This is a genomic window from Nostoc sp. (genome assembly GCF_036919675.1).
Taxonomy (GTDB): domain Bacteria; phylum Cyanobacteriota; class Cyanobacteriia; order Cyanobacteriales; family Nostocaceae; genus Nostoc.
The window spans coordinates 1-8,478 of record NZ_JBALCP010000139.1 but is presented as its reverse complement, the minus strand read 5'-3'; the positions used below and the strand labels follow the sequence as shown (position 1 = coordinate 8,478).

At 41.8% G+C, this 8,478-nt stretch carries 8 protein-coding genes; 4 read left to right on the top strand and 4 right to left on the bottom strand.

The window, feature by feature from the left end; all coding sequences use genetic code 11:
- Positions 1 to 258: 258 nt before the first annotated feature.
- Positions 259 to 1,476 carry a glycosyltransferase family A protein gene (locus V7K49_RS33810; RefSeq protein WP_335209581.1) on the top strand — a complete coding sequence of 406 codons (1,218 nt, stop codon included), beginning with the start codon at positions 259 to 261 and terminating at the stop codon, positions 1,474 to 1,476.
- Between the two features lie 101 nt (positions 1,477 to 1,577).
- Here the strand turns inward: V7K49_RS33810 and V7K49_RS33805 are convergent, their stop codons facing one another.
- The 3 genes from V7K49_RS33805 to V7K49_RS33795 are packed head-to-tail and all read right to left on the bottom strand — an operon-like array spanning position 1,578 to position 4,052.
- Positions 1,578 to 2,168, bottom strand: coding sequence for an SAM-dependent methyltransferase (locus tag V7K49_RS33805; RefSeq protein ID WP_335209579.1), 591 nt, complete (start codon positions 2,166 to 2,168; stop codon positions 1,578 to 1,580).
- Positions 2,165 to 2,911 (bottom strand): PIG-L deacetylase family protein, encoded by a 747-nt coding sequence (locus tag V7K49_RS33800; protein ID WP_335209577.1) that lies wholly within the window; start codon positions 2,909 to 2,911, stop codon positions 2,165 to 2,167. The genes V7K49_RS33805 and V7K49_RS33800 overlap by 4 nt, the downstream gene beginning before the upstream one ends.
- A complete protein-coding gene (locus V7K49_RS33795; RefSeq protein WP_335209575.1) occupies positions 2,904 to 4,052 on the bottom strand; it encodes an acyl-CoA dehydrogenase family protein in 1,149 nt (382 codons plus the stop codon). Before V7K49_RS33795 ends, V7K49_RS33800 begins: the two co-directional genes overlap by 8 nt.
- Positions 4,053 to 4,441: 389 nt before the next feature.
- Between V7K49_RS33795 and V7K49_RS33790 the strand changes: the two genes are divergently transcribed.
- On the top strand, positions 4,442 to 4,660 hold the full coding sequence (locus V7K49_RS33790; protein ID WP_335209574.1) for a hypothetical protein: 219 nt from the start codon (positions 4,442 to 4,444) through the stop codon (positions 4,658 to 4,660).
- Positions 4,661 to 4,929: 269 nt separating this feature from the next.
- Here the strand turns inward: V7K49_RS33790 and V7K49_RS33785 are convergent, their stop codons facing one another.
- Positions 4,930 to 5,169, bottom strand: a complete 240-nt coding sequence (locus tag V7K49_RS33785) for a hypothetical protein (protein ID WP_335209572.1) — start codon at positions 5,167 to 5,169, stop codon at positions 4,930 to 4,932.
- Between the two features lie 99 nt (positions 5,170 to 5,268).
- Here V7K49_RS33785 and V7K49_RS33780 point away from each other — a divergent pair, with 99 nt between their 5' ends.
- Positions 5,269 to 6,651 (top strand): energy transducer TonB, encoded by a 1,383-nt coding sequence (locus tag V7K49_RS33780; RefSeq protein ID WP_335209571.1) that lies wholly within the window; start codon positions 5,269 to 5,271, stop codon positions 6,649 to 6,651.
- A 1,271-nt stretch (positions 6,652 to 7,922) separates the two neighbouring features.
- Positions 7,923 to 8,303 (top strand): DUF1822 family protein, encoded by a 381-nt coding sequence (locus V7K49_RS33775; protein WP_335209570.1) that lies wholly within the window; start codon positions 7,923 to 7,925, stop codon positions 8,301 to 8,303.
- Positions 8,304 to 8,478: the final 175 nt, after the last annotated feature.

Below are 8,478 nucleotides of genomic sequence, written 5' to 3'. Positions count from 1 at the left end.
TCAGTTGCACTCGACTTAATAAATCCTCAACATTTAAGAAACTGGTTTGCTAATTGCTGTTACTGTACCTCATAACAGCCGGAAGTGCTGTATAGACAATAGTTTTTGATAGCTGATGTTCAGAGAGTTTTAATCAGTACTAATCATACTGTAGGTAGATTCCAAGTAAATGAGAAAATATTCAAAATAGAGTTAAGAATATTAATAGTTTTCGACTGTAGATGAATACACTGTGTCGCTGTTCCTGGAAATGGAAAAATGGTTTTTATGGAAAGTAAGCGCTTGTCCTTCGTTGCTGACTTTCCATCTGTACAACTCGATAAAAGCTTTCCTCAAACTTTAGTCCAAATACCGCCATCAGTGTATTGTGAAGTTTGTGTAATTGTTCCAGTTCGCAATGAAGCTCAGACGTTGGCAGCAACCCTTACTGCCCTGATACATCAAGTTGATCTAGAAGGACAGCTTTTAGATCCCAGACGCTACGAAATAATTTTGTTAGCAAATAATTGTAGCGATGATTCAGCAGCTATAGCCCGCAGTTTCGCTCAACAACATCCAGATATAGCACTGCATGTAGTTGAAAAAACTCTGCCTGCTGCAGAAGCCTACATTGGTCGAGTGCGTCAGATTTTGATGAATGAAGCATACCACCGTTTGTGTAGTTTAGGACGCACAAGGGGGGTAATTGCTTCAACTGATGGAGACTCGCAAGTAAGCCCAACTTGGATTGCTGCCAACCTGTACGAAATTAACTGTGGTGCTGATGCTGTAGGTGGGCGAATTCTCACCGATCGCACTGATCGCTCTAATCTAGACCCCTACACCAGAGCTTGCTATCTGCGCGATGTCGGCTACCGTTACTTAATTGCAGAATTAGAAACTTACCTCGACCCCGACCCTTATGACAGCTTTCCTCGGCACTATTATCATAATGGGGCAAGTCTAGCCGTGACGGCAGAAATGTATGCACTGGCAGGAGGCTTACCACCTGTGCGGACTCCCGAAGATGTAGCGTTTTATCGGGCTTTAGTGCGAGTGAATGCTCGTTTTCGCCACAGTTCGCTAGTGCGGGTAGTAACTTCGGCAAGACAAATTGGACGCACTAGCATTGGTATGGCGAATCAGTTGAGTAAGTGGGCAGAAATGGGACGGCAACAGCAATCATTTTTAGTAGAGTCAGCGGCGGCTATCGAAACTCGTTATGTTGCACGTCGCCAATTACGAGTGATGTGGTTGGGCGCTCTCAACGGCTATCAGCCAAGTCATCCCAGTGTCGCGTCTTTGGCACAGATGCTGGGAGTTTCAGCCCAATGGCTTGTCCAGAAATTAACGCAACCTTATACCTTTGGTGAGTTGTTTGAACTAATCGAAGAACGCCAGCAGAAAGAAGGAATTTGGGCTTTGCGCTGGAAATTTGTGGAAATTGAACAAGCAATTGGGGATTTGCGCTTGCGTCTTGAGAGTTTACGTCAGTAATTACTAAGGGGAAGCATTACCCTACTCTAGGGTAACGCTTCCAAAGCAGTTTCTTCTAAAAGGTAAAGCTAAACACCAAAAAATAAAGCAGGTTTAAGTTCTCAGACTCGCTCGAATAAATCAAGTCGATATTCTTCTTCCCGTTGACCTTTTAAATGCCGCAGTTTATTCGGGGCTAACTCAAAAAACGAGTTATGAACTTCATCCCCACTCAACGGATAATCACGGGCATAGAGTGTCCAATGAACTAAAAGTAGATGCCCTCCAAGTTCCAGGTGTTCTAAAATGCACTGTTGGGATTTTTTCAGGTCTTCCCAGCTCCAGTAATAGCCAACTTCCGAGACTAGGGTCAAATCAAACATCTCATCAGGATATTGCTCTGGGACACGCATAATCTGGAACTTGACATTGGAGAGATGGTGACAGCGCTCTTTTGCTCTATTCTGCGCTAGTTTTGACACATCAACCGAGAGCAGTGAGTCACAACGCTCTTGTAGCTTCTGGGTTAAAACACCAATGGAACCGCCGATTTCAAAGGCAGACCGATAGCGCTCTTTGGGTAAAGCTGCGATCGTGGCAGCATATTTGTTAGCTTCGTATTCCCTCGTTTCAAACTTCCACGGGTCGGGGTCTTCGCTGTAAAGTTTATCGAAGTAGCTTGGTGGTAAGGAGTTGGATTGTAACGGGTTCATTGGATTTCCTCTAAATAAACTTCCCAAGGACGAGTAAAGTTAGCTAACATTTCGGCACTCAGGCGAAAGCCTTGTGGGTCATCGTCAATTAAGTTTGTAATTTGGGAACGATAAGCAGCGATCGCTTGCTGTTTCACCTCCACTACCGTGCTAATATCCAACCGCCAGGTTGTCACCTCAAGAGATGCTGGCAGACTTCCCCGTTGCTCTGAGTCCCAATCCCAAATAGGATACTCAATCAATCGGGGGGATAAATACAAATCATGCAGTGCTGCTTTGATTAACTTCCACGTCGCTCGGTGGTCTGCGTGAGGGTCATATCGCCACGGTAAAAAGATAATTTGTGGGGCGATTTCTGTGATGTAAGCACGACAACTAGCCACTGCACTTTGATACTGTGTTGGAATTGACCCATCCTGCATTCTACAGAAGGTGACAGCATTAGCCTCTACACCCAGCAATTTCATTGCTAATAGTGTTTCCGCTTCCCGCAGAGCTAGGAGTCTTTCTGCGGGATATTTTAGAGAACGAGGGTGTGAAAGAGTACCATCACTGATGACTAAAACTTGCACATCACAATTTAAAGACCGTAACAGAGCGATCGCACCCCCACAACCTAACGTTTCATCATCAGGATGGGGTGCGACGATTAGTGCCGAACTACAAGCGATCTCGTTAACTGAACGCCAAGGCAAAAGACTAGGATTGCTTAGTGGTAATCCAATCATGCCGAATTTATTCATGATTCCAAAGCAGATAAGCTGGATTACTTTCATGCAATACATACTGCCCGACATTTGCCAAGGCCGCATCAAAAGCAGGTTGACGCAGATATAGAGTCAAATCTCGGATAATGCGTTCCATCGGATTTGGTGGTAGTAAGCCACGAGTCCCAACACAACGTTCGCACAAATTCATTACATCAATGCAAATTTGTTCAATTGCTGTCCTCACCATGTTTGCATAGGCAACGAGTTGGTCTGCTTGCGGGTGGGGAACTGTGGGATCGCCACCAAACATAGGCGCATACGCTGCTACCTGATCCGCAGCCCCCCGTAGCCAGAGATTACCACTTTCAATGGCGATCGCCATTCTGCCAAGCCGTTCTTTTTGATATGGATCATTTGTATATTCCAACTTCTGAAGATACTGGCGAGTCAGGTTAAACAGTGCTTCTGCCCCACCTAGTTGCACAGCAGCAAACCGAATTACCCCAGCAGACAACCAGGGCTGTCGATGGTAATCTCCTGGTTGGCCGATTAAAGCGCTCTGATCCAACTCTACACCGCTAAAATCCACTTTGTAACTAGCAGTAGCTCGCATCCCAGAAGGTTGCCACCAACTTGGATCACTAACTGTCGTAACTTGCTCCATCGGCACAATGCATATTTGCCAACCGCCGTCTGGCAATACTCCATTAACGAAAGGACGTTCAACATAGCCTGCACCAGTACAAAACGTTTTAGAACCTTCCAGGCGATAACGTCCATTCTCAAAAGGAATTACCTTGACACCATCAGAGGCTTCGGCATTCCAAACGCCAAATATTTTGTGACGCTCACGGGCGTCACGGGCGTAGCTTGTGATTTGTTCTACAGTACCAAAAGTCTGAATCAGTTGCAGGGCGTTGATATGTCCTTCATAAATTCGACCAACTGCCAGATTGCCATGCCCCATCTGCTTTAATAGTATTAAAAACTCGTAGGTGACATTAGCATTAATTCCTGCACCCCATCCGCCTAATTCTTTCGCCAATGGTGCAGCCAACAGCCCAGCCTTAGCAATCAGATCAAACTCATGCTTGGGAAAAGCACCATTATAATCTATTGCAGTTGCATTGTTTGCACAATAATCAGCAATTTTTGTGGCACGTTTTAGATCCACAGCAATGTTGGAATCATGCCATTTTGGGATGACGACATTCTTTGATAATTGGATACTAATAGCCGACTCCTTTCTGTAATATTTTTTTATATCTTATTGATAATAATGAATTAAGTCGGTCAATACCTCTATCTTTTGTGTGATTCTATACTCCATAAAAAGCGAGAAAATTACCAGTAAGAGTTCTGGTGTAATTGTTTTCTACCGATTTTGTGATTAAATTATACAAAATATCTGGTTGTGATGGCGTGAGATAGCGTATTAACGTAAGTTCGACGGTGATCGGAAGCCAGAAATCTCATCCTGATAAATTTTTGGTGCAGTAATGCCAAAGATTTAGTCTATGATTTAAGGTTTACTGTTTTTTTGAGATTTACCCAGGCAAAAATATGCCAGTTAATTTAATTATTTTAGTTGCGGCAGTGATTGTCGCTTTTTTAATTTTCAAGGCATTGCTGAATTTATTGAAAACGTTCCTCAGTACAGCGATCGCAATTTTTATCATCGTGGTTATCTTGAATATTTTAGGATTTACTCCACAAGACTTGATGCACGAAATTGTTAACTTACCTCAAATTATTAAACATTTGAGCAGCGGGAACAAGTAATGTAAAATGCGATTGCTGCACTTACTTAAATCTTACATTGCCTCAAGTTTTACCCGTGTGTCGCTCTCTATTTTACACAAGTTTCAACAGGATCGTTCTCACTCTCCTTGGAGAAATAGTAGATGTGGCGAAAATGATCTTATTCTGGCGTATGCGATCGCCTATTTGCTTAAAATCATTCGCCAGCAAAAGGACTGTATGCTGCTGCGCCTCATTTAGGGTGAGTAACTAAGAAGAGGAAATGAAAATCCAGTTCTTGAATAAAAGCGTCAATTGCCTTTGCTGCTGCTTACCGCCTGCCTATTTTCAGTTTGCCAAGGATGCTTGAGCGGATGGCTTAATAATCTTGCTGTGATTGGAGTAATCGCTTGGAGGGAATGTCTGCTGTTGCTTACAGTCTTGTAGACAACCGGAAATAACAGAAGCTTGTATCCTGTAAATAGACTGTTGAGGCTGCTATTAAAGTAAAGTACAATAACATGGCTTCTTGTGATGAATTTTTCTGCCATCGGAGCGTGCGTCCTCTCGATATGCTCTTTGGTATAGTTACTTCTATCCTGCTGCACTCTATTTTATTAATAGGGAGCAAATATTGGCACAGAGCTTTGATGCGTGAGCCAAACCAAGAAATTACCCAAGAGATTCCAATCGAGGTAGTTGAAGTTCCTCCTAATAAAACAGAGATACCTCCTCAAACCTCACTCCGAGCTACCAAAGATTCTGTTGCCGGTGGTAAAGCTTTGCCTGAAAGACCTGTTTCTGCAATGAAGTCAGCTAATCCCACAGGACATAAAGCCTCTAGCGAGAGTTCTTTTGACTTAACACCCTCATCTCCAGCAGAGGTATTTCAGCCAGAACGGCAGCAGCAAAAAACGGCATCACCAAATCTATCTCGTCAACAACTGCAACTCAAATCTCGAAAAACGGCGTCAGCAACTACAACCACAGCACAAGTGCCTAATTTCAAGAGAATTGTAGTAGCACCAACAACTACACCATCACCAGCCCCACTAGAAAAAACAGCGCCTTTGACAACACCTTTGGTGTCTAACCCAAAGCAAACAGTGTCAGCACCTACAACCACAGTAAAAGTGCCTAATTTCAAGAGAATTGTAGTAGCACCAACAACTACACCATCACCAGCCCCACTAGAAAAAACAGCACTTTTGACAACACCTTTGGTGTCCAACCCAAAGCAAACAGTGTCAGCACCTACGACCACAGTAAAAGTGCCTAATTTCAAGAAAATTGCAGTAGCACCAACAACTACACTATCACCAGCCCCACTGAAAAAAACAGCACTTTTGACAACACCTTTGGTGTCCAACCCAAAGCAAACAGTGTCAGCACCTACAACCACAGTAAAAATGCCTAATTTCAAGAAAATTGCAGTAGCACCAATGGCTACACGATTACCAGCCCCACTGGGAAAAACAGCACTTGAAAGAGCTACGATATTACCTGTACCCAGCAACCCTAAGAACTTAGGACAGTCGAGAACTAGATTAAATGGGCGAACATCCTCCCAAGCTCGATCATCTCCAAAAACAGGTGCAGCAAGTTTGTTGGGTGGCACTCTGAGTGTATCTAGTCGGAATTATCGCAGTGATGATCTGGCAGCCCTGCCTAATTCCAACCGTGATCACCAAGCGACTTCTGGTATTGATGCCCGTAATCAAGATATAGACCTCACCCTTTACTTAAAGAAACTACAGCAACGCGTTCAGCAGGAGTGGCTACCAGGACTGAGCGATTCTAACCGACGAACAGTACTTAACTTCACTATTAACCGTTCAGGTCAAGTTAGCAATCTCAACATTGCACAAACCTCTGGATTTAGTGTGACTGATGAAGTAGCACTCAATGCTATACAGCGATCTGCACCTTTTGCACCTTTGCCCACAGGATATTCCAAGAACTACATTAATATTGAATTTACATTTGATATCAATGTTTATGGTCAGCTAAATTTATGGAGAGATGGTGGCTAACAGCAGGCAAACAGATTGCTGGCTGGTGATCACACAAGAGTTGTCGGGTAGTCCGTAATATTACTAGAAAAAATGTCTAAAATTACAAGATGCAAGAATGAGCCTTTACGTCATCCTGTAGTGCGATCGCGAATTCCCAAGTGTGAATTTGCTTAGACTAGCAGAAAATATGAGAAAAAGGGCGTGAAATATCAAAATCTTTTAAGGCAAGAACAATGCTTGCCCACCCCCAAGAGTTTGGCAGAATTTTAAGACATTTACATCAGCAGGGACAGAAGATGGTTATCAGCTTTTGTAATGATGAAAAATAATCTGTTATTTGACAAGTAGGAAGAGAATAGGTAAAGCTTACGATTTTTCCTTGTACCTGCAACAAAGCCACGTTCTGGCAAAACACTGCTAATTATCAGATTTAATACCTGATCAAAAAGTTTTGTAACAATTGTGGCTGCTTTGTGTAAAAGTCAGGATTAATACATGAGATATAGTACGATTCGTAACTTGGTAGCTTCTGATTTGAGATCTTTTATGACTAATGACCGAAGAAAACAACTAGACGTACAACTTAAAGAATTAGCATCGCAGCCCAACAATACACACACCTAGCTAAGGGAAAGCGAATAACTTTAACACGTCTGATTAATGCTATTTGGCAATCAGGTAGGCTTGTTCGTCCTTGTAAAGGTCAATTTCAACTACTTTATGAGGATATTTATGATGAGGCAGTACAAAATTTATTTTTCTACCTTTGTCAAGAGAAAAATATTAATAGGTATGATCCAGAACGCGGCGAAGTCATGACTTGGGTAAATATGCTATTAACTAAACGTTTTTTTCCAGAGGCTATCTCGAAAGTGATTGGGAAAGAAAATGAAATAAATCTCGATAACCCTCACTTGGAAAATATTCCGTCATCTCAACCTATGTCTTTATTTGAATAAGTAAGAGAATGTATAGATTCCGACCCAGAGTTAATTTTTTGCAAGGAACATATAAAAGGTCATCCAGAGGCAAATTTTCAAGCTATAGCTAAAAGAAGATGTTCTGGCATTTCCTGGAAAGATATTTCAGCAGAATGGGGTATTGGAATCACATCTTTACATAATTTTATCAACGTTGTTTGAAAAAATTTGCTGATAAATTCCAAGAATATTTATATATTTAATGTTTAATACAATCTAATTAGCTAGGCAATAAATATGAGAGAAACCATAGACGTTTTAACATTTTCAGCCCCGATACCTGTAGATGGAAGGCATTGAGCAGAAGAGTTGCGTAGACGACAAGCCACGCAAAAAAAAGGTAACCAAGTTTATCTCAATACTTTATCTGTGTCTTTCGTAAACTCTTATCTACGATACATGGGATTTGAGACAGACTTAGAAAAAAGTAACAGTTGGAATGTTATACAACAAACATTAATGGATGTAGATGTAGCTGATTTGTCCCTAAAAAACTTGGGCTTGTTAGAATGTCGCTCAGTATTGGAGGATGCACAATTTGTTTACGTGCCGCCTGAAGTACAATCAAATCGAATTGGTTATGTAGCTGTGCAGATTAGTAAATCATTTAGAGAAGCGAAGTTACTGGGATTTGTCAAGCACGTACAAACTGATTTTTTACCTATTAATCAACTACAACCTTTAGATTAATTCTTGGAGTATTTAGAAGAAATTTCGCAATTTCAACTTGATGAAGCATCTGATAATTCGCTTAAGTTCAATCATAATTTGTAACTTCTCAATAACCGCTGCAAAAATGAGCAAATAATTCTTGCTTAGGTGAGAATAGCTACTTCTATAGGGATTGAAAATACTTGATTGTTGA